Source organism: Richelia intracellularis HH01 (assembly GCF_000350105.1).
Lineage (GTDB): Bacteria > Cyanobacteriota > Cyanobacteriia > Cyanobacteriales > Nostocaceae > Richelia > Richelia intracellularis.
The window spans coordinates 350,473-371,580 of the sequence record NZ_CAIY01000027.1 but is presented as its reverse complement, the minus strand read 5'-3'; the positions used below and the strand labels follow the sequence as shown (position 1 = coordinate 371,580).

Genomic DNA, 21,108 nt, shown 5'->3' with positions numbered 1-21,108 from the left:
GAGAAAAATTTTCTCAGGTTAAACTGTATTTTTAGCATATAAATTTAATCCCATATACATAGTATTATGCATAAATCTGATAATTAAAAGATAATTATTGATAAATAAATCTTTGAATATGTATCAAATATATTTTTCAGGAAAAAATTTGGTCTACTTTCCATAATTGAAGCTTTTTCAGAAGTACGATGAGTAGGGAGACTCTAACTTATAAAAGAAAAAATTTAGTCATCCTAATCAAAAAAAACAACATTATAATATGCAACAGGTATATTTTTAGATTCTCTTATTTTGAGATTCATGCTTACATTATTCCTTATTCATTAAACTAGACTAGATTAATAAATAAGTTTAAGTCTAATATAATAGACTTTTATTAAACGTTTATTAGTTATATTTCTATCAATGTTAACTAATAGTAAAGTAATAACATCAGATTCACTTTCATTTGTGGAATTCTAATTGTAAACATGAAGAATAGAGTATATATATCCTAAAAATAGTTATAAGTGTGGGAATAGCTTTTTAATTTATTTGGATTCATTGTTTCTATTGGTACTTGTTAACTAGTTGTTATTTCACGAATTAACTTTAAAGATAACACCTAAATATATTCTGTTACTAATTTTAAAACTAGAGTATTTTAATTATAGCCAACAGTAACTGATTGTTACTAGATTATATTTTTTATAATCCTTGTAGATTATTCTTGAGGAAGTGATGCTTGGGTATTGAAAAGAGTACATATTTATCTGCCAGTAAAATAAGTTACCTGTTTCTACTTGTTTAGTACTAATACGAATAACATCAAATAATTGTTTTTTAAGAGAATAAAGTCTGACTACAAGTCAGACTTTATTCCTTTTTCTATAACTTATAAATCTTATTTTTATTGGAACAATACACTCTATATGAAATAAGACTAAAAGTTAGCTGTATTTTTCTCATACTTTATTAAAGGTTGCTTATTTTTTATAAATGTGTAACTTAATTTTAAATAAGAGTTATTTTCTACCTAAATATAATGTCCATTACAAACATTAAATCAAATTGTATATTCAATCATAAATTCATAGAGACAATCAAAGCTTAAAATAGCTACTTTTTATAAACCTGAAATTAACCCTATTACCTTTAAAAAAAATAAAAATGTTTTAAGCTCCTTTAATAAGATAAAAAGATAGGTATGTATACAATTACTAATTTATATTATATATAAGACTTATTTGAATATTTTTTTATTCATTTTTGTTACTAGTATCTTATTTATATAATTCTAATTAACTATTGGCTTTTATCGCAAATTAATCTACTTTGATATTCAGGTATACTAACTAAGATAACAATAATTTTCTAATAAGTTTTATACCCTTAAGCCTAATAAATTAAGGTCTTTGACGTTTTAATTATATTTAGTCAGTGTAGAAATTCCCAGTATCAACTAACATAAGCTAAGTACAATATTCTAAAGTTAAGAGACCTAATATGTTATTTACTATAAGAGCTTTGTTTCTTTAATTCAAACAAGTAATTTCTTTTTTCCCAGATATCTTAATATACTTCTCGGCTTTCTTCGTTTTCCTACTAGTCACTTGTCATCTTTTAATAATTAAAGCTTTGGTCTACTGACAATTTCATATAAATTAATTATATTTTTGCTAAATCTGATAGTAACTCTACAGGAGTAAGTACAAGTAAAATAATTATTAACAGTTTTCAGATTTGGGTATTTGATTAGGTACTTGTGATAGTGAGGAGGTGATAAATTTATCACAAGCATCCTAAATATATGAGTTAATTGCTAAAACTCCAATCAATGCTTGTTAATAATTAACAACAAGGACTGATTTTATAAGGTCAAGTGATCAATTAGCTTAATTCCCCTATAGTAATTATCTGGGAAGAGTTTGCTTTCTTTGATAATATTACTGTTGAATTACAGAACCCCGGGAAGATATTTCGTTTATTTGCAAAAAGAATAGACTAGTATAAGGTGTCTTCTTACAAAGCAGCAAAACAGTTCCCAAAAATCAATAACTATAATATGATAGTTATCACCTAATTGAAAAATTACACTTACTATTTATACTTACCAAAAGATTAACCAAATTCATTGTTGGGCACGTCCACATAATTTGGTTAAATTCCTTAATTTCTCACTGATTTCTGGAATTAGTATCTGTTGTTGGTAACGCCATTCCCAATTACCTTCAGTTTTACCAGGAAAATTCATTCGTGCTTGGGAACCAAGGCCAAAAATATCCTGTAAAGGAATAATAGTTTGATCGGCAACGGAGGTTAACGCCAAACGAATTAAATCCCAATGAACTCCATCAGGGCTAATGCAGCCTATATACGTTAACAGATTATATAGCTCGTAATCAGAAATTTGCTCAAACCAGCCAATAGTAGTATCATTGTCATGTGTTCCAGTATACATGATACAGTTTCGAGGCAAATTAAATGGTAAAAATGGATTATCAGGGTTAGACCCAAAAGCAAAGTGTAAAACCTTCATGCCCGGAAAATCGAAGTGGTTACGTAATTCTACGACCTCTGGTGTAATAAAACCTAAGTCTTCTGCCAAGACAGGTAGCTTACCTATCTTATTTCTGATAGTTGAAAATAGTCTCTCCCCTGGTGCTTGAATCCACTTACCATTGATGGCTGTTTCTTCTCCTTTCGGTATAGCCCAATAAGCTTGAAAGCCTCGGAAGTGATCGATTCGAATGATATCCACATAGTCTAGTGTTGACTCAAAACGTTGTATCCACCATTGAAAATCTTGTTTTTCCAGTTCTTCCCAATTATAAACTGGATTTCCCCAAAACTGGCCAGTTATACTAAAATAATCAGGTGGTACCCCCGCCATAAGTTTAGCCTCTCCAGTTTCCTCATCTAGGCAAAATATATCGGGATTTGCCCATACATCAGCACTATCATGAGCTACATAAATAGGCATATCACCAATAATATGAATTCCTGCTTCATTAGCATATTGTTTTAATTCTGACCATTGATGGAAGAACTCATATTGAAGAAACTTGTGGTAAAAAAGTTCACTGACTAAGTGTAACTTAGCTGCTTCGATTACTTGTTGTTTTCGTTTTGATAACTCTGGTTTCCAATAGTGCCAACTAGCACTTTTTTCACGTTCCTTTAGTGCCATAAATAAGGCATAGTCATCTAACCAATAAGCCTTACTCTGACAGAACTCAGTAAATGCTTGTTGTTGTTCAGGGTTAGCATTATTTTTAAAATTTGTGCAAGCTTTCTGTAATAAGGGTATTTTAGTCTTGATAACTAATTCATAATCGACCCTATCTTCACTAAATTCTGGTAAGTCGATGAAGTCTGTATCTACCAAAAAGCCTTTATGTTTCAGCTTTTCTGGACTAATTAATAAGGGATTACCTGCAATTGCTGAATAGCACATATAAGGAGAATTCCCAAAACCAGTTGGCCCTAATGGCAGTATTTGCCAATACTGTTGGCAGCTTTCCTTAAGAAAATCTATGAACTGATAAGCATTTATTCCTAAATCCCCAATTCCAAAGGGACTGGGAAAACTAGTAGGATGTAATAAAATTCCACTGGCCCTAACGGAAGACATAGTTAACTTGACAACCTCGAATAATTCCCCATCGAATTTAGCATGTAATAGTAATGGAATATTAATTCTTCTAGTACTCTAAATTAAATGATAATATCCGGGATTTCAGATTACCCCACTGAATCTAAATCTATATGTTTGGTGATTTAATTCAAGATTCTTATTGTAGAAGTAAAAGTATTTCCTTCTAAAAATGTTTTGTACCAATAAATTAATCTAAAACATTTGTAAGTATGGATTATAAAAAATCTTAATTAATCATATAAATCACTATTACACCATATGTCATAGTCATCAAACTAATTGATGATTAATATCAGTACAATTAATTGAATAAGTTACTATTACTCTTAGGTTCAGTCTTTCCAGCAACCTTACCAATCACAAATCATATTTAAGAATAGCTGCATGGTCGTAAACTAAGAAAAATTAGTCTGTTTGTGAAATAAATTTAAATCAAGGTTTCTTCGGGTATCTTTAATTAAGATATTTTTTTTCCAGTGCAGACTAACATATATGATCCTTTTAAAGGGCTATTAGGAAGTATCTAGTAAAAAAAAGATATAAACTCATAATTTGATCTTATATCATTACTGGCAAAGTAACTATTAATAACCATTATGGTATTTATTTTATAAGAAGGGAAAGATGGGGAAAAAAGTTATTCATACAAATAATGCACCTGAACCGGTAGGACCTTATAGTCAGGCAATTATAACTGCTGGTCCAATAATTTTTGTTTCTGGGCAAATCGCCCTTGATCCTCTTACAGGAACGATAATAGGTGAAGGAGATGTGATCAAACAAACTCAGCAAGTAATGGCAAATTTGGAGGCAATATTAATAACTGCAGGGTCTAGCTTTACCCAAGTGGTTAAAACCACTATTTTCTTAGCAGATATAAATGATTTTGCTAATGTAAATAGTGTTTACAAAACATACTTTGACGGAGCTGCATCTCCAGCAAGAGTTTGCATACAAGCATCTCGTTTACCTAAAGATGCATTAATAGAGATTGATTGTATCGCCGAAATTTAGTTTCCAGTGAATTGATGAGTCGAAATTACTATGTCTAGGGCTCTCTGGGGTTTCACCCCAGAGAGCCCTAGACATAGTAATAGTGAGAATAGTTTCAAGTTCTTATAAGTTATTGCTCTTTATAATGAGTAAAGTATTGATCAAGCCATTATGCTAATTAGTCTGCTTGAATGAATTCATAATGGGTTTTATCTGGCTTCACAAAATTGGAACCAGAATTATAAGTCTTCAGATAGCTAGTCTTTTTTATTTTTATATAATTTACTAAATCACAATCGCTTATTGCTATTTATAAAGCTTGACAAAGTTTTTTATCTCTTTTCTTAATAAAACAAGACTTTTTACAGACTAGTGTAGTTGATTTAGCTTGTTTAAGTTTATTTCATTCCTATTTGTAGGAGAAGGAAGACAATAAATTAGAAGTTACTAAGGAGTTTGCCCACAAATTATTGGTATTCTTTACAGTCATCACTCTCTGGGCTTTAAACTTATACTCTCCTGTTTTTAAATCAATCTTTTTTACTCCATAAACTTGCAATAGAGTTCCTTGTGTTAAAAACCAGTTAAACTTCACCTGCAAGTTCTTGTACAAACTAATATCAACTTTTCCTCTAAAGTAGATATCTGCAAACCATTTAATTTATATCTATCCTTAGTAATAAAACCTACTAAATGCCCTTATTGCATAGGGAATAAATTATGTTTGTGTATCTTCACAGCTATTAATTAATCTAGTCATATGTTCTTATTAATATTAATTCTTAAAAATTATAGTACCAGCATTTCTGCAGAAATAGAATCATTTCCTGACGAGAAGAAGTACAGCATCTGAGCACACTCCATAGTTGTACTAAGGCTATAGGAGAATTAATAATTGCTGTGAGTGGTTGATTGATTGAACAGGAACATGGAATTTCTATCTCCTGTAAACGCCGATAGACTGACCAACGTTCCAACCCATTGACTTCAATTACCTGCTGTATTACAGCCTCTTCTAGAACAATATTTATTTGCAATAAGGACATTTTTTTTAGCTTTTACTTTTAAATAATTTCTATTATAAAACAAATGAAAAATTTTCTCAACAAAGCTGGGAAGTGGATATTAAGATATTTGCTAGATATGAATCAGAAATGACTACTGAGATACTTGCTTGTAATATAAATTACTCATTAGTACTATAAGGAGGTTAAGACATGATGTTATCTATCAAAGTTAGGTTTTATAATGATTAAAAGTTTTCATTTTTGTCGTAAAACCAACACTTAAGAAAAGTATTGTTCTTGTCAGTTCAGTTTACCTATGATATTAAAGTTACACATTAAAGGCATTAGACTGAAAGTATAAAAGTAAATTCTTCTAAATAAATTCAACTTGGGAGCATACTATTATGGAGCCGATTATTGCAGTTGCATTAGTGCTTGTGGGATATGCTGTGGGAGCAGCAAAAATCATTAATGAGGGAAATGAAGCTTTAGTTGAACGCTTAGGAAGAAGACATCGTAAATTGTCCCCAGGGCTGAATTTCATTGTTCCTTTTATCGATCAAGTGGTTATGGAGGACACTACCAGAGAACAATTACTGGATATTAAGCCCCAAAATGTAATTACTAAGGATAATATTTATCTGGAGGTCGATGCTGTGGTTTACTGGCGAATTAATGATATGCAGAAGAGTTTTTATGAAATTGATAATCTACAACAAGGATTAAATAACCTAGCAACAACAAATCTTAGACAGATTATTGCTCAGAACACTTTAGAGCAAACCAATGTTGCTAGAGCTGAAATGGATCAAACCATATTAGAAAAATTGAACGATACATCTAAAGATTGGGGTGTGCAAATTTTGCGAGTAGATATTCAAAGTATTAATCCCCCTGAAAGTGTTCAAAAATCAATGGAGATGCAAAGAGCGGCAGAAATTGAAAGTCATGCTGCTATCGAGATAGCTGAAGGCCAAAGACAGGCTTCGGTTAAAAAAGCGGAAGGAACTATGACTTCGATGCAGATTATTTCCGAAGCTATACGTTCAAACCCTGAAAGTAGGGAAATACTCCGTTATCTGGTGGCTCAAGATTATGTTGAGGCAAGCCAAAAACTTAGTGCCAGCGAAAATGCAAAAATTATTTTCATGGATCCTGGAAAGTCGAAAGATATTTATGATCAGGTCGTTGCTGATGAAGTGGTGCGTAAAGATACTGGCAAGAGTATTAGCTCTGAAAATTGAATTATACCCACTTCAATCACATTGGGTTCCTGAATATTGCGTCAGCAACTAGGTTGACATCACGTATAGCTTGCACATCATGAACCCTAAGGATATCAGCACCATTGAAAATGGCTGCACAACATGCTGCTGCTGTTCCCCAAACCCTTTTTTTGCGTCTGGTTGATGTAAAATATGGCCGATGAAGCTCTTACGAGATACTCCCACTAAGATTGGACAGTTTAGTCTTCGCAATTCTGGCAAACGCCGTAAAATTTCTAGATTTTGCTTGTAGTTCTTAGCAAAGCCAATCCCAGGATCAATAATTACTTTCCTTCTAGGAATACCTAAAGAAGTTGCTGCATTTATTCGTTTATCTAAAAAACATCTAATTTCTGCCATTAAATTTTTATAGTTTCCATACTGTTGCATTGTTTGCGGGTTTCCGCGTATATGCATGATTACAATGGGTATTTGGCATTTGGCAATAACTGGCAACATTTCTGAATCAAAGCTACCCCCAGAAATATCGTTAATTATATCTGCCCCAGCTAAAATGGCAGCTTTTGCCACTTCTGCACTAGTAGTGTCAATAGAAATAGGAATAGAACTTTCTGCACGAATAGCTTCCACAACAGGTATTACTCTATCTAGTTCTGTATCCAAAGGAATCTGTTCTGCTCCCGGTCTGGTAGACTGACCACCAACATCTATAATATCTACTCCTGCCAATTCCATTTTGCGGGCATGATCTAAAGCCCTGACCACTGAGCTAAAATCGCCACCATCACTAAAACTGTCAGGAGTTATATTTAAAACACCCATTAAATAAGTCCTCTGTCCCCAGGAGAAACATTGACCGCGAACAATTAAGTTATTGCTCATGCTATTTATATTTCAAAGTTTATGTAGTAGCAGGAAAGAGGAGAGTGTTCAGTCAGTCCACCAAAACTTTCCTTACCATCAAAAATATCTATAAATTAGGCTTTTATACATTAAGCAAATTGTATTCTTTTGACCAATATTTAAGGTCTAGAAGAAGAGGAATATTTCAGACAATTGAGGATTTCTCAATTGTCTCCAGTTATGATGAGAGTATTGCTCTCAAAATTTAGGTATAGAAGCCTTGTTTATTCCTTATTTGTAATTAACAATGCGTGCAAAACTCAAAGGTTCTAAACTAGCCCCACCCACTAAAACACCATCTATCTCCGGTTGGGCCATAATTGCATCTATGTTATTTGGTTTTACAGATCCACCATACTGAATTGTCACATTAGTATTTTTTAATAAAGAACGAATTAAACCAATGATTTGATTAGCTTCTTCTGGCTCACAAACTTCACCAGTGCCAATAGCCCAAATTGGCTCGTAAGCAATAACTAAATTATTTTGGTCTATACCAGTTAAACCTGTTTTAATTTGATTAATAATTAGGGATTCTGTATCTCCTGCATTTCTTTGTTGCTTAGTCTCACCTACACACAAAATAGGTGTTAAACCATTTTTCTGGGCAGATATGAGGCGAAGATTGACCGTTTCATCTGTTTCCCCAAAGTACTGTCGTCTTTCACTATGACCCACGATAACATAGCGTACTCCTATTTCCTGCAACATCGCCCCGGAAATCTCACCTGTATATGCCCCACTTGATTCCCAGTGAACGTTTTGCGCTCCTAATTGGACACGGCTATCATATAAAATGTCAGATAAGATATTTAAGTCTGTAAATGGAATGCATAGCACAACTTCCCTATTAGTGGGTGTTTTCCCCAGGTTAGGCAAAAACCCTTGGATAAATTCCTTGGATTCTTCCTGGTTTTTGAACATTTTCCAGTTACCAGCAATAACAATTTTCCGCACGGGTAATTTAGTCAATATCCTAAATAAATGTATTTGTCTATTTTTGACTGGTTATTAATATTGGATAACTTTCACTGTTACTTAAAGTACATGTGAGATTTTTCCAACAGCTAACCAGAAGATGTCTGTGAGTTTCTTTTTTTCAAAATACCAGATTGGGTGACAAGGATGACATTTTACGGGTAATTTTTCTATTATGGAAGTTCAGGAACATGGAATATTACATTGTTGATCTACACGCTGCGGTAACTACATGGTCTAAAATCTAATGTCCAATAATACCAACTACTACAGTTCTTATATTAAAGATAATCATCAACTAGAATGGCAAGAAGAGTTAGAGAATGCAATCTCTAGTTTTGATGAAATACAAACACAACTCAACTACCAAAGTGCACAGACCGCACTCCAAAACTTAGCTAATAAGTTGGATTTAACACTGAAGGAGAAAGAGGGACTAGAATCAGAAATTGCTGATCTAGACACTATGTTGGGTAAATTGGACAACATGGTTTTACAAATAGCAGCCTTTGGTATGGTAGGTAGGGGGAAGTCTTCTTTACTGAATGCTTTGGTAGGAAAAGAAGTATTTGAAACAGGAGCTTTACATGGTATCACCCGTATTAAGCAAAGGGTAGATTGGCATATTAGTGAGTCAGATATAGGAACATTACAAGTTGCACTATCTGGCCAAGGTAAAGCCCGGTTGGAGCTGATTGATACTCCTGGCTTAGACGAAGTAAATGGCAACACAATGGATACTTTGGCTTATGAGGTAGCACATCGGGCAGATTTAATTCTGTTTATCATTGCTGGGGATATTAATAAATTCGAGTATAAGGCTCTTTCTCAATTGCAAATGGTAGGTAAACCAATATTATTAGTATTTAACAAAGTAGATCAGTATCCAGCAGCTGATCGTGTAGCGATTTATAATTCAATCCGTGATAGTCGGGTACAGGAATTGCTCTCCCCTGATGAAATTGTTATGGCTGCTGCTTCCCCCATGGTGAAAACCTTAGTACACCATCCTGATGGTACTAGGACAATACGTTTGTCTTCTGGGAAGGCTCAAATAGAAGAGTTAAAATTAAAAATACTACAAATTCTAGAACGGGAAGGAAAAGATTTAGTAGCTCTTAATACTATGCTTTATGCTGATAACCTCAACGAGCAAATAGTAAAGCGCAAACTGGTAAATCGGGATATAGCAGCCAATAAATTAATTTGGAAGACAACGATAACTAAATCAGTAGCAATTGCTCTTAATCCAATCACAGTTGTTGATATTATCAGTGGATTGGTTATTGATGTAGTTATGATTATTGGGCTATCAAAACTTTATGGAATAGAGATGACTGAAACAGGAGCTATAAAGTTACTACAGAAAATTGCCCTGGGTATGGGTGGAATTAGCGCTAGTGAACTACTATCAAACTTGGGATTGAGTTCTTTAAAAACTTTACTGGGTATATCTGCAACAGCTACTGGAGGTGTATCTTTAGCCCCTTATCTATCAGTGGCCTTAACTCAAGCTGCAGTGGCTGGCATTTCTTCTTATGGGATTGGGCAAGTGAGTAAAGTTTATTTGGAGAATGGAGCAAATTGGGGACCAGATGGACCCAAGGCAGTAATTGATAAGATTTTGGCTAATATTGATGAAAAGTCAATTATTAACCGCATTAAGGGCGAATTAAGACATAAGATAAAAATCAATTAATTCTTGTTTCATCCTTTATTTTTTAGTGTATCTAAAGGTTTTTTAATTTGTCTACCTGCAATATATTAATCATTAAGACTAAATGCGAAAGAAATTGCCATAGAAATTAGGAGATAACGAATAACTAAAGGCAAATTAATATTGTCCCAATATTAATTTGCCATAATACTATAGAAAAACTATGACAATAATATTACTTATTGCTGCCTGTCCTAACATTAAGACTTAACCCATTATTATATTTAGGAGCATATCTATCAATAAATAAGCTAGTGGCAGATATTGCTAGACCCTCCTACTATATGAGCAAATGCGACCGGAAAACTTTGTAATTCTGATTACAGCACAAGCACTTCAAGAATATACAAAACTCTAAATTTATAGACTGCTGGGTTCATTTATAATTTATGTATTAATTCAGATGGATATTGCCAATAAAATTGTATTTGCTTAGCATTTTAGGTCAGCTTTTTTATATAGTGTAGTGGTTGTTTAAATTGGGGATTTAAAGCTCAGGGTAGCTATTCATCTGTAATATTTCATTATTGTGTATGAGAATATTCTAATAACTATAAAAAAATTGTTATTACCACAATTATATGCCTAACTCAGAAGTATTTACCCAATCAATTGAAATCCAAGCTGACCTAGAAGTGGTAGAAAATTGTATTACTGACATAACTTTGATCCACCAATGGCTGAATCCAGTTCTGTGTTGTGAACCCCTAGACAAATGGAGTATGGATTTAGGTAATCAAGCTAACTTTATAATTAAAATACCAATTATTATGCCTACTTTACTAAGTACTGTTGTAGTAAGAGAAGCAGGTCTATTAGTTTGGGAGTTTAGTGGTTTTTTTACTGGGCGTGATCACTGGGAATACCAAACCATTATAAATGGCACTCTTTTGTTAAATCGGTTTGAATTTCAAATCCCTAATCCCTTCGTCTTTTGGGGCTTCAATGCTTTTGCTCGGGGTTTAACTCGAACAGATATGCAAGTACAGTTGCAACGAATTAAAATTATTGCCGAGGCAATACAGTCAGACTATAAGTAGTAACAGTGAAACATCCTTACTAAGCTCCAAGTTAAAACAGAGTAAACACTTGCATACGAAAAAAATCCTACTATATAAGATTTTAGGTCAGTATTTGTACATAGGTTAGAAATTGCTCTTTATCTCAATCAAAATAGTTATCCTAAGGACTTCCGATTTTTATATAATTGTCCAGAAATAACTGCAACAAATCTAAATATTCTGTTACATAAGGATGGAGAAGAGTTACATAATCCTTGGTAAAGGAAAGTACTGCTTATGGGAGCTTCACTTGAGAATCATCAACCACATGAGGTTGTAATTGTTGGTGGTGGCTTTGGTGGACTGTATACAGCAAAGGCACTAAAAAATGTCAAGAATGTAAATGTTACCCTAATTGATAAACGTAATTTTCATTTATTTCAGCCACTTTTATATCAAGTTGCTACTGGCAGCTTATCACCTGGGGATATTTCCTCACCCTTACGAGCAGTACTCAGCAAAAGCAAGAATACAAAAGTATTGCTAGGAGAAGTCAATGATATCGATCCAGAAGCACAAAATGTAATAATGGGGGACAAACTTGTTTCTTATGACACATTAGTTGTGGCTACAGGTGCAAGGCATTCTTACTTTGGTAATGATCATTGGCAGAAAGAGGCCCCTGGCCTGAAAACTGTGGAAGATGCGATCGAAATTCGTCGGCGTATATTTAGTGCTTTTGAAACAGCAGAAAGGGAAACTGATCCAGAGAAACGTAAAGCTTTATTAACTTTCCTGGTTATTGGTGGTGGCCCTACAGGTGTGGAGCTATCCGGGGCAATTGCAGAGTTAGCATATAAAACCCTAGAAGAAGACTTCCGCAACATAGACACTTCAGAAACGCAAATTTTATTATTACAAGGGGGTGAGCGTGTTCTCCCATTTGTTTCACCAGAGTTATCTCAAGCAGCAGCAGATGCTCTCCAAGCACTAGGTGTAGAAGTACATACGAAAACTAGGGTGACAAATATTGACAACGAGATTGTTACTTTTAAACAAGATGATAAAGTTCAACAGGTTTCCTCGAAAACCATATTATGGGCAGCAGGGATTCAAGCATCACCCATGGGCAAAATTCTTGCTAAGCGCACAGATGCAGAATGTGATCGTGTGGGACGAGTAATTGTTGAACCAGATTTGAGTATTAAGGGACATAAAAACATTTTCGTTGTTGGAGATCTAAGTAATTTCTCTCACCATAATGGCAAGCCTCTCCCTGGTGTAGCACCAGTCGCCACACAGGAAGGCGAATATGTTGCCAAGTTAGTTAAAAAACGTTTGCAAGGACACAACACAATAGGGAAATTCAAATATAATGATTATGGTAACTTAGCTATGATTGGACAGAATGCAGCTGTTGTCGATTTAGGTCCAGTTAAGCTGACAGGCTTTCCTGCATGGTTGTTTTGGTTGTTTATTCACATCTACTTCTTAATTGAGTTTGATAGCAAAATATTGATCATGCTCCAGTGGACTTGGAGCTATCTCACACGTAAACGTGGTTCAAGGTTAATTACTGGCAAGGAGTCTTTGGCATTAGCCAAGGTCATTACCCATCAATCAAGGATGGAAAGCTAATAAGCTCCTAAACTAAATTATTTAGTGCTTCTTTTGAAGGAAATTATTCTTTCCTCACAAAACTACATCAAAAATGCTTGCTATACATCCTAATAGTTGTGGGGTTATCCTCATAGTAGGGGGGTTATCCTCCCTTACTAGTCCATATGGTTAATATTATATTTCCCCTGAAATAAATCATGCTTAAAGCTACTATCTATCTTTGATGCTACACCTACGTTATTTAGAACTGGACTTCAATATTCAGCTCAAGGAACATTCTGACTTGAATTTGGGCTATAATATTAATAATTTATGTACTGATATATTAATTGTAAAATTTGGCCCAATAACCATTAGGACTTGAACAGTTATGTATTGTGTTTAATTTTAAAATTTCACTGTCCAAACAACACAGAGGAACTAGCCGATACTATTACTCAATCCCCTGTATTAGCATTGCAATTAACAAGAAAAATTTATAATAAATTTTGCCTCAACAAGTTTATTAATTAATATTTCCCCGGAAAGCAACAATAGAACACAAGTTACTAACCTGACAAAGTACCTGAAACTAAGTGCTTTCCTGCCAATCATAAATCCTATCTAACTGTTCCAGGGTAATTAAACCATACTGCCACAAAATCATGGGCAAAGGGCCAGGATCTTGCTCGCAATGCCTGAGAGCTACTGAAATATAAGCTGTAGAAATAGCTAAATCTTCCTGAAGGAAATTAATTAACCCAGAATATGTTGATGGTAGCATTTGTATCTCACCTCCCTATGCAGTGTGTATTATGATGCATAACATCCAAAAAATGTGTTTATAAATGGCCAGTATTTAATCTGTCACTGTAACTTAAATTACTTGAGTAAGTGTAAAATAATTACACTCTGAAAATGACAGAAAATAATGCCTCAGAGAAAACATACGGAAACTAAACGGATTTTCCCTGACTTCCATAATATTTTTTACTTATTATTAATACTAGCTATATCTTGTTGGATGGTGAATTAGTAATACTGAAAGCAACCAAGGCTCTATAACCCGTATAAGCTTTTTATACCAGCTAATATTTACCTGTGCACTAAAAGCATCGATTCTTGCATTACCAAATATGATGATTTTCACCAGTTTTAGGTAACAACAAATTACAAGTAACTAACTCAGTATCTTATCTTATACCTAAAATCAATTTTTTTACCAAGGTTTATTTGAATTTCTCTGAAGAAAAAACTCTGAAGTTTTTAAGGGAAAGAGTTTCCAGCTGTGAATGCAAACTAGTCTATCTAAGTAATAAATCGTACTAAAGGTAATCAATTGTTACTTTATTTCCTGGCTCTAATCTTAGCTCAGCTGCTCTGCCAGCACGGATTTCAATAACATCACTGATTGGTGTATTGGAACTACTGCTAGGGCATCGTTCCTTTTTACATGGAGGTACAGAAGCAGCAATCGCTTTGATTCTACCTTTATATATAAATACTATATCTAAGGGAACAGGAACGTTTTTCATCCAGAAACTAACTGGTTGGGGGGGGGAGAATGGAAATAGCATTCCCCTATCATGAGGTAAAGCTTGCCGGTACATCAATCCCATAGATTTTTGCTTGGGTGTTATGGCAACTTCCAGTTGAACTTTTTGACCTCTGGGAAAGCTTGCAATTGCAGAAACTGGCAATTTCTGACCCATCTTTTTAGGAATTGATTTTCCAGAATCAATGTAAGTTATAGGTAATTTACCCTGTGTTTGATTAGAACAGCTAACCACCAGTAAAGCTAGTAGGATGATCCAGAAAAAAGGAAACTTGCGAATCATAACTGTGTTTATATTCTGAACTGGTGGCTGAGCAGATCGTTTTGAGTTAAGGCAAAATTGGGATTTTAGATTCAATTGCGTTATTCTCCCATAGAAGAATTCTATAAAAAGGCGAAAAAATAGAACAGGGAAAAAATGAGGGCTTTGAGGTCTTAATATAGTAATTGCTATGTTATTTACAAGCGGAAATAAATAATTATGACGTATCCCCTTAAAATTCTTTTTTCCACGACAATTAGAACTTTTAACTTAACTAACTGGAAACTTTAACTTACTAATATAATAACGGCTTATCATTCATTACTCCGTAAGATATGGTTGATTATCTAATTTTTCTGGCAATTTTAACATCAACTTTTTCCTTACTTGCTTTGGGACTGAATTTACAGTGGGGTTTTACAGGATTAATTAACTTCGGCCATGTAGGATTTATGACCTTAGGTGCTTACGTAACCGTATTACTAAGCCTTAAAGGTGTGCACATGTTAATAGCAATTCTTGTAGGAGCAAGTATCGCAGCTTTACTAGGTTTAATTATCGGTTTGTCAACTTTACGCTTGCGGACAGACTATTTAGCCATTGTTACTATTGGTTTAGGGGAAGTCATTCGCCTAGTTATTAACAACCAAGAGTTACCTGTGGGAGATAACTGGATATCTGGAGTATTTGGAGTTCAGAATTACCCTATTCCCCTAGTCATAATCCAGCCCAATATATTCTTAAGAATATTTATGATTGGGCTGTTAACTCTGTTAGGAATAGTTACCATATTTGCCCTCTATACATGGGTTTCCTCTGCTAAAAAGCAGCTTAAGACATTTATAGGTAAACATTCCATTTATCAGCAGGAATTTTTGTCACGTTTAATTATTAGTATTTTTTTGGGTTTACTACTCCTGGCCGTTTATATATCTGGGGTAATATCACTGTATAATTACACCCCAAAAGCTGGCCTGTTATTACTCTGTTTGCTAGTACTAGCCTTTGTGTTTTGGCGATTAGAGATTGCTCTGCGATCACCTTGGGGAAGAGTTCTAAAAGCCATCCGAGAAGATGAAGAGGTAGCCATAGCTTTAGGGAAAAATGTTTTTTGGTATAAGATACAATCACTGATGTTGGGGGGAGCAATTGCTGGGGTTGCAGGTGCTTTTTTTGCATGGCAATTAAGTGCAATTTATCCTGATAATTTCCAGCCACAATTAACCTTTGACTGTTGGATTATGGTAATTCTAGGTGGCTCAGGAAATAATATTGGTAGTTTATTAGGGACAGTAATTTTCTTTACTTACAACACTTTGACACGAGAATTTTTACCCAGAATTTTTACTCAATTGAGTGTAGAACAACTAGGTGCATTCCGTATCATGTTTATTGGTCTAGTACTGATTACAATGATGGTTTGGCGACCCCAAGGCATATTAGGGAAGAAGGAGGAACTTACACTTGATAAATAATAATCAGTCTTCCATACCCCTACTAGCTGCTAGTGGACTTTGCAAAAGTTTTGGTTGTATAAAAGCAGTTAATAATGCAGAAATTAAAGTACAATCTGGCAGTATTACTGGTTTAATAGGTCCCAATGGTGCTGGTAAAACAACCATGTTCAATTTACTATCCAATTTTATTCGCCCCGATAAAGGACAAGTTATCTTTGATGGGAAACCTATCCAGCAGCTAAAAAGCTATACAATCGCCCAACGAGGACTAGTAAGGACATTTCAGGTGGCACGTGCTCTATCAAGATTATCAGTACTAGATAATATGTTGTTGGCAGCCCAGAAACAAACTGGTGAAGATTTTTGGACTGTGCAATTCCAATCACATTTAGTTTTGAGGGAGGAAAAGAAATTACAAGAAAAGGCTATTTTTCTTCTGGAATCTGTGGGTTTAGCACACAAAGCAAATGATTATGCTGGGGGTTTATCGGGGGGACAACGGAAACTTCTAGAGATTGGCAGAGCCTTGATGGCAAATCCACAGCTGATTTTATTGGATGAACCAACAGCAGGAGTTAACCCTAATTTAATTCGGGAAATTTGCGATTGTATAGTGGCTTGGAATAAAAATGGTATGACTTTTCTAATTATTGAACATAATATGGAGGTGATTATGTCTTTATGTGATCAGGTGTGGGTATTTGCAGAAGGACATAATCTGGCAATTGGGTCTCCTGAGGAGATTCAAACCAACTCACAAGTTTTAGAGGCTTATTTGGGTAAATAAATTAAGAATATTAAGTTATATAGAAAACACTGAAAACATCACCCATTTTTTGAGGGTATCTTGTGTTTTTATTTGGTTTTTTGTGATGTTGGCAATTAATCAGAGATTATCAATCATTATTCAAAAGCCCAGAAATTTCCTCAAATTTCACTTTGATTTATATTATGGCCAGGCAACAAGTACAATTACTAACCCCTAATAACTTTTCAGGTATTCTCCTATGATCTAATTTACAAGGAAGATAATATTTTTACCTGTCGAGCGACAATCACCTGATAAAAACTCGACAGGATAGTTGCTTAACTTGATAGATATTAAAAGATAAAATGGTAGTAGCTCTTACTTAAATAATAGATATGTGTAGATGTGTCATTAGTAACATAAATACATGTATAAAAAACTTTAAGTGTTTCTTTTCCTACAAAACTTACGCTCACTATCATGATCTGGATATTGCCAGGAATAGGCAAAGTGACTTACTCCAGAGAGTTGGGTGGAGAATTTTCGTAAAGCTTGCATCTGTAATTCTAGAGGTGGGCGATTCTTTATAGAAGTGCCCCAATTACCAACTAAGGCAGGAACTATCTTCGTATCTGATTTTGCTATACTTAAAACCCTTTGTACCTCTGAAATTATACAATTGTTGCTTCCACAATTAGCATAGGCCATGGGATGCCATTCCATATTACTGGGAAACCTATCCCAGGGTTGCAAACGGGAATCATATCCTCTACCTATTCTCTTATTGCCGTCAGGGAAGAAAACTACTCCAGTCATAATCCCTTTTTGTTGTGCAGGATAAGCAGCAGAAGAAAGAAAATCTATAATACCCTGCATAGCGTGAGCAACTGATAATTGCCATAACTCCCATTGTAATTGTGGCTGTTGATTCTGTGGCAACTGGATAACTCTTTTTCCTTGAGCAACAACTCTACCTTGCCACATTGGTTCTCCTTCTCTGAAATAAAGCTTATTAACATAAGCTATATCTGCCAAGGTGACATATCCTTTTCTTAAAAAACGGTAGATTAGTTCTAACCCTTTATTATTCTTTGCCCTTTGAAATAATACTCTTTGTGTAGCTTTAGTATATAACCATAAATCAGTAACTTTAGTTGAAACAGAATCAGATCCAGTCTGACGAGGATAGCGTATGTAGTCAAACAAAATCCCGTCAGGATTATATTGGAGGATTTGTTGTACTAAATTATAGTAATCTGTTCTTGCTTGCTGGTTATACGGATCTACAAACACCTGGGAACCATTGTCAAACATATAGAGGCTGGTTTGACCCTTGCCATTGCGAGCAATTACCCCTTGTCTATCTTTCTTTTGGGTATAACTATAACCAAAATTGGTGCTAAACATCCAGGCATATACCTTGAGTCCTCTCTTTTTACCTTTTTGAATGGCTACAGAGAGCAAATCAACTTTTTCTATATCTTTCCCCAAAACTATCGAAGGCCAGGCAGTAGTATTTTTGGTAGAAGGTAAAAGAACACGACCATTATAAAATGATTCTATGTAGACTTGATTATATCCTTTATTTATAATTCGATCCATAATTTTATCGATCATACCTAGTTGGGTATCACAAGGATATAAACGTAGCCAAATTGCTTGCACTTGAGGCCAAGTATGATCACGACATTCTTTTACTGCTTGGGAATGTTGTTGTACTAATCGAAGATAGCGTTTTTGAGCATGCAAATCACCTTTGAATGTAGCAATTCGCAAATTCCGTTTGGTTCTTACCTCTTCTGGGACTACATGACAATATTTATTTAATATTGTCTTGACTTGCTGATTACCATTCTTGGAAAATAACAATACAGCAGCAAATAATATTACAAACAAGTGTTGCCAGAATAATATTTTTGTTGTCAAAAGTTTTATGCAGGACTTAAACATAAATATCCAAGCAAAGTATCGAATCTGTAAGAATTTGCCTTTACATACAACTAATATGTATAAAGCCCTCATTAGTAAATAAAGTTGAAGGCTAATATCTATTTATCTGTCTTAGGATATGTAAGCTAGCAAAAGTCAATTTACAATATATAAAATTACAAAATTTCAAAGATTTTTACTGTTTTTGAGCAACATTCTCTAAATTTATTATATTTTCAAAAAAACTAGTTCTATAATTACATTTTAACAGTATATTCCTGATAGTCTCTAAGTGATTTGTTGTAATAAATACCTTGTAAATAATACTAGAGTATAAAAAATATTTTCTTCATTGAGGATATGAAAGACCCTCTTTATTGTAGATTTAAGCATTTCACTATAATCCAAAATACATTTTATATTTGAAGGCGATTTATTCAGAAATAGTTAGATCTCAAAAATCAGAAATAAAATAGAGGAATCTTTTTACTTTTTATACAATTAATTAAGCATGAGACTAAACTATTCTAGAATATCTATAAGTATATAATTAGTGCATAAGACTGAACCGTATAAGTATATTTAGTTAATATGAAATTTATTTGCCTAAAAATATCAAAGCAGGTTTTACAATCGCCAAGATATAATAATTTTATTAACTATTATTGAAGTCTACAAAATAAAATTAAATTGCTACATATTTTACTCAAATAAATTATTATCAATAACTATAGATTGATATCTCAATTTCCATTCTTTTTCTCTTAGAATTATTTTTTATATGCAGATTTTATTATAGGAGTGATAATAACATTATCATATCTTTTAGCCTTCAATAAAACCCACATAGAGTTCAAATAGCTGCAGAAGTTTTTGATATGCAATAACCCTGAGTTTATCTTAATTGTATTTAAACCTTCTTACTCTGTTATGTTGTCAAGCACTTACAATTATATATTTATGTTTTAATTTAATAATTTAGTTCCTCTAATTCTGTTCCTTATGAGGTTTCACATGATGTTCAATTACATCAATCATAACTCTCTCAACCCCATCAAAACGCTCAATGAATTGTTCTATATTGTTTAACTTACATTCTGGCAATATCATTTTCTTACCCAAAGTATATTCTAAAATACCTTGTAATCTATGCATCCAGTAATGGGCCTGGGCACGGTCTATATCAAATAAAATTCCTGCTACGTAAAATGTTGGGTAACATTTAAAGTAGAACAAAATATAAAATAATTTTTCCTGGGGATTACATAACCTGGCTTTACGTCCACCTCCTAAAGCACGCTGACGTGGAACAGAAAGTATCTGCTGTTCATAGATATTACTAAAAGTAACTAATAAATTCTCAAAGGTATTTCTGTTAAATCCTGTCATTGCTAGCATTAGTCTCTCTTGCTTTAAGACCCGCTCAATGTTTAGCATTTTTCTCATGGGGTTAATAAATTCCTAAATACTATTTTTTTATTTCCCAACGAATAGACTACTATAAGATAGTATCAGTAGTCTATTTGTTTGTGGTTTATTTATATTCTAAGAAAATTATTGGGAAAAAAGTTAGATTTTAAGTTGAAATAATGCTCGTTTTCTAGAGTTAATTCATCAGGAAATTAAACATGTTCAAAATCGCATTTTTAGAAAAGTTATAGAGAATATTAATTTCCGGAAATTATTACTAATTTATATTCTATTTATTGATGTTGACGTATTGATAGACTTTATTATTCGTGGTGTTTATTATTTGTATCCTAATTCTAAGGATATTGGTGAAAATATCCATATTATTATCTATCTGTTTTTTTTAGAGTGCTCTCGTTTTTTTACCTGATACAAAACGGTGTAGAAAAAAATTACTAAACTGGATTCCTAGAAGCTCAAAACGGCACATGGAAATAATCATTCTTATTCTCAAGACAAAAATTTCGAGGGATTTACAAAAAATACTTGGCATTTTAGATTATAACTACCAAGATTGAGAATTACAGCCATATAGTAATAATATGTAAATCACAGTAGGGGTAGATGGTCTTATATATATAAATGTTTTGATGTTACTAATTTAATTCTTTTTGGGATAGTTTATA

General features: G+C 33.6%; 14 protein-coding genes and 2 pseudogenes. 8 read left to right on the top strand and 8 right to left on the bottom strand.

The genetic code is table 11. The features are described from left to right. Window positions 1-2,110: 2,110 nt before the first annotated feature. Window positions 2,111-3,613 (bottom strand): 4-alpha-glucanotransferase, encoded by a 1,503-nt coding sequence (malQ, locus tag RINTHH_RS03020; RefSeq protein ID WP_008232719.1) that lies wholly within the window; start codon window positions 3,611-3,613, stop codon window positions 2,111-2,113. A 648-nt stretch (window positions 3,614-4,261) separates the two neighbouring features. Here malQ and RINTHH_RS03015 point away from each other — a divergent pair. Further along, on the top strand, window positions 4,262-4,651 hold the full coding sequence (locus RINTHH_RS03015) for a Rid family detoxifying hydrolase (protein WP_044304455.1): 390 nt from the start codon (window positions 4,262-4,264) through the stop codon (window positions 4,649-4,651). 761 nt (window positions 4,652-5,412) lie between these two features. Here the strand turns inward: RINTHH_RS03015 and RINTHH_RS03005 are convergent. Further along, window positions 5,413-5,676: an Asr1405/Asl0597 family protein gene (locus tag RINTHH_RS03005; protein ID WP_008232715.1), complete on the bottom strand. Its 264-nt coding sequence runs from the start codon at window positions 5,674-5,676 to the stop codon at window positions 5,413-5,415. A 365-nt stretch (window positions 5,677-6,041) separates the two neighbouring features. Here RINTHH_RS03005 and RINTHH_RS03000 point away from each other — a divergent pair, with 365 nt between their 5' ends. Continuing rightward, window positions 6,042-6,881, top strand: coding sequence for an SPFH domain-containing protein (locus RINTHH_RS03000; protein WP_008232714.1), 840 nt, complete (start codon window positions 6,042-6,044; stop codon window positions 6,879-6,881). A 16-nt stretch (window positions 6,882-6,897) separates the two neighbouring features. On the opposite strand, the pseudogene folP reads toward RINTHH_RS03000, so the two are convergent. Next, a pseudogene (folP, locus tag RINTHH_RS02995) lies at window positions 6,898-7,745 on the bottom strand (dihydropteroate synthase). 252 nt (window positions 7,746-7,997) lie between these two features. Continuing rightward, the gene (gene tpiA, locus RINTHH_RS02990) at window positions 7,998-8,723 is read right to left on the bottom strand and encodes a triose-phosphate isomerase (RefSeq protein ID WP_081606217.1); all 726 of its coding nucleotides are present in this window, start codon (window positions 8,721-8,723) and stop codon (window positions 7,998-8,000) included. 268 nt (window positions 8,724-8,991) lie between these two features. Here tpiA and RINTHH_RS02985 point away from each other — a divergent pair, with 268 nt between their 5' ends. The 3 genes from RINTHH_RS02985 to RINTHH_RS02975 all read left to right on the top strand — a co-directional run bounded on the left by RINTHH_RS02985 (window position 8,992) and on the right by RINTHH_RS02975 (window position 13,100). Continuing rightward, on the top strand, window positions 8,992-10,443 hold the full coding sequence (locus tag RINTHH_RS02985; protein WP_008232711.1) for a GTP-binding protein: 1,452 nt from the start codon (window positions 8,992-8,994) through the stop codon (window positions 10,441-10,443). Between the two features lie 599 nt (window positions 10,444-11,042). Continuing rightward, entirely contained in the window at window positions 11,043-11,501 is a 459-nt protein-coding gene (locus RINTHH_RS02980; protein WP_008232710.1) for an SRPBCC family protein, read from the top strand. 258 nt (window positions 11,502-11,759) lie between these two features. After that, window positions 11,760-13,100: an NAD(P)/FAD-dependent oxidoreductase gene (locus RINTHH_RS02975; RefSeq protein ID WP_008232709.1), complete on the top strand. Its 1,341-nt coding sequence runs from the start codon at window positions 11,760-11,762 to the stop codon at window positions 13,098-13,100. Between the two features lie 553 nt (window positions 13,101-13,653). Here RINTHH_RS02975 and RINTHH_RS02970 read toward each other — a convergent pair. Together RINTHH_RS02970 and RINTHH_RS02965 are read right to left on the bottom strand one after the other, a co-directional pair. Beyond that, a complete protein-coding gene (locus RINTHH_RS02970) occupies window positions 13,654-13,845 on the bottom strand; it encodes a DUF2949 domain-containing protein (protein WP_008229785.1) in 192 nt (63 codons plus the stop codon). A gap of 541 nt (window positions 13,846-14,386) precedes the next feature. Next, the gene (locus tag RINTHH_RS02965) at window positions 14,387-14,899 is read right to left on the bottom strand and encodes a DUF192 domain-containing protein (protein WP_008232708.1); all 513 of its coding nucleotides are present in this window, start codon (window positions 14,897-14,899) and stop codon (window positions 14,387-14,389) included. Between the two features lie 314 nt (window positions 14,900-15,213). On the opposite strand from RINTHH_RS02965, the gene RINTHH_RS02960 reads away from it, so the two are divergent. Both RINTHH_RS02960 and RINTHH_RS02955 read left to right on the top strand, forming a co-directional pair. Continuing rightward, window positions 15,214-16,353: a branched-chain amino acid ABC transporter permease gene (locus tag RINTHH_RS02960; protein ID WP_008232707.1), complete on the top strand. Its 1,140-nt coding sequence runs from the start codon at window positions 15,214-15,216 to the stop codon at window positions 16,351-16,353. Beyond that, complete coding sequence (locus RINTHH_RS02955; protein ID WP_044304453.1) at window positions 16,343-17,122, top strand: ABC transporter ATP-binding protein; 780 nt, start codon at window positions 16,343-16,345, stop codon at window positions 17,120-17,122. The genes RINTHH_RS02960 and RINTHH_RS02955 overlap by 11 nt, the downstream gene beginning before the upstream one ends. Before the next feature lie 402 nt (window positions 17,123-17,524). Here RINTHH_RS02955 and RINTHH_RS02950 read toward each other — a convergent pair whose 3' ends face one another. Together RINTHH_RS02950 and RINTHH_RS02945 are read right to left on the bottom strand one after the other, a co-directional pair. After that, window positions 17,525-19,033: a family 10 glycosylhydrolase gene (locus RINTHH_RS02950; protein ID WP_044304452.1), complete on the bottom strand. Its 1,509-nt coding sequence runs from the start codon at window positions 19,031-19,033 to the stop codon at window positions 17,525-17,527. A 966-nt stretch (window positions 19,034-19,999) separates the two neighbouring features. Next, complete coding sequence (locus RINTHH_RS02945) at window positions 20,000-20,458, bottom strand: helix-turn-helix domain-containing protein (protein WP_008232704.1); 459 nt, start codon at window positions 20,456-20,458, stop codon at window positions 20,000-20,002. Window positions 20,459-20,618: 160 nt separating this feature from the next. Between RINTHH_RS02945 and RINTHH_RS11665 the strand changes: the two are divergent. Further along, a pseudogene (locus RINTHH_RS11665) lies at window positions 20,619-20,852 on the top strand (hypothetical protein); the annotation flags it as partial. Window positions 20,853-21,108: the final 256 nt, after the last annotated feature.